Here is a 1,848-nt window from a genome sequence, read left to right as displayed (position 1 = left end):
CTTTGCGACGATGGCGGCGGCGTCGAGGCCGGCCTGGGCATACATGCGCTCGGGCTTGTCGTGCTCCTGGTAGAGGTCGGGCAGCACCATGGAACGCACCTTCAGAGTGCCGCGGTCGAGCGCGCCCGCGTCGGACAACAGCTGCAGCACGAACGAGCCGAAGCCGCCGACCGAGCCCTCCTCCACGGTCACGAGCACCTCGTGATCGCGCGCCAGGCCGAGGATCATGTCCGCGTCGAGCGGCTTGGCAAAGCGGGCATCGGCCACCGTCGTCGACAGGCCGCGCGCCTCCAGCTCCTCCGCCGCCTTCAGCGCCTCGGCCAGCCGGGTGCCGAGCGACAGCAGGGCGATGCGGCTGCCTTGACGCACGATGCGGCCCCGGCCGATGGCCAGCGGCACGCCCTGCTCCGGCAGATCGACGCCGACGCCCTCGCCGCGCGGATAGCGGAAGGCGATCGGGCCGGCGTCATACGCCGCCGCGGTGGCCACCATGTGCACCAGCTCCGCCTCGTCGGCGGCCGCCATCACCACCATGTTCGGCAAACAGCCGAGATAGGCGAGATCGAACGAGCCGGCATGGGTCGGCCCGTCCGCGCCCACGAGCCCGGCCCGGTCGAGGGCAAAGCGCACCGGCAGGTTCTGGATCGACACGTCGTGCACCACCTGGTCGTAGGCGCGCTGCAGGAACGTGGAATAGATCGCGCAGAACGGCTTGTAGCCCTCGGTGGCCAGGCCGGCCGCAAAGGTCACCGCATGCTGCTCGGCAATGCCCACGTCGAAGGTGCGGGTCGGGAATTCCTGGCCGAACAGATCGATGCCGGTGCCGGACGGCATCGCCGCCGTGATGGCGACGATCTTGTCGTCCTGCCGCGCCTGCCGGATCAGGCTCTCGCCGAACACCTTGGTATAGGACGGCGCATTGGCCTTGGCCTTGGTCTGCGTGCCGGTGACCACGTCGAAGGTGGCCACCCCGTGATACTTGTCGGCGGCGGCTTCCGCCGGGGCATAGCCCTTGCCCTTCTGGGTGACCACATGGACCAGGATCGGCCCGGTCTCGGCATCGCGCACGTTCTTCAGGATCGGCAGCAGGTGATCCAGGTTGTGGCCGTCGATCGGGCCGACATAGTAAAAGCCGAGCTCCTCGAACAGGGTGCCGCCGGTCCAGAAGCCGCGGGCGAATTCCTCGGCGCGGGCCGCCTTCTCGTAGAAGAAGGCCGGCAGCTTCCGGGCGAGCTGCTTGGCGGTTTCGCGGATGCCGCGATAGGTGCCGCCGGAGACCAGGCGGGCGAGATAGGACGACATCGCGCCGGTGGGCGGGGCGATCGACATGTCGTTGTCGTTGAGGATCACGATCAGGCGCGAGTGCATCGCGCCGGCGTTGTTCATCGCCTCGTAGGCCATGCCGGCCGACATCGCGCCGTCGCCGATCACCGCGATGACGTTGTTGCGCCGGCCCTCGAGATCGCGCGCCACGGCCATGCCGAGGCCGGCCGAGATCGAGGTCGAGGTATGGGCCGCGCCGAAGGGGTCGTATTCGCTTTCCGCGCGCTTGGTGAAGCCGGACAGGCCGCCGGCCTGGCGCAAGGTGCGGATCCGGTCGCGGCGGCCGGTGAGGATCTTGTGGGGATAGGCCTGGTGGCCGACGTCCCAGACCAGGCGGTCGCGGGGAGTGTCGAAGACGTAGTGCAGCGCCACCGTGAGCTCGACCACGCCGAGCCCCGCGCCGAGATGGCCCCCGGTCACCGACACGGCGCTGATCGTCTCCGTGCGCAGCTCGTCCGCAACCTGCTGCAGCCGCCCTTCGGAAAGACGACGCAGGTCGTCCGGTGTCTTGATGGTATCCAGGAG

General features: G+C 69.2%; 1 protein-coding gene. It reads right to left on the bottom strand.

The features are described 5' to 3' along the window. The coding region (gene dxs, locus ACS5Q0_RS27410) for a 1-deoxy-D-xylulose-5-phosphate synthase (RefSeq protein WP_473129778.1) at nucleotides 1-1,848 on the bottom strand (1,848 nt) is incomplete at both ends.

The organism is Microvirga sp. HS2 (assembly GCF_055792805.1).
Note: the sequence above shows the minus strand (reverse complement) of the source record. Positions and strands in the feature narration are given on the sequence as shown.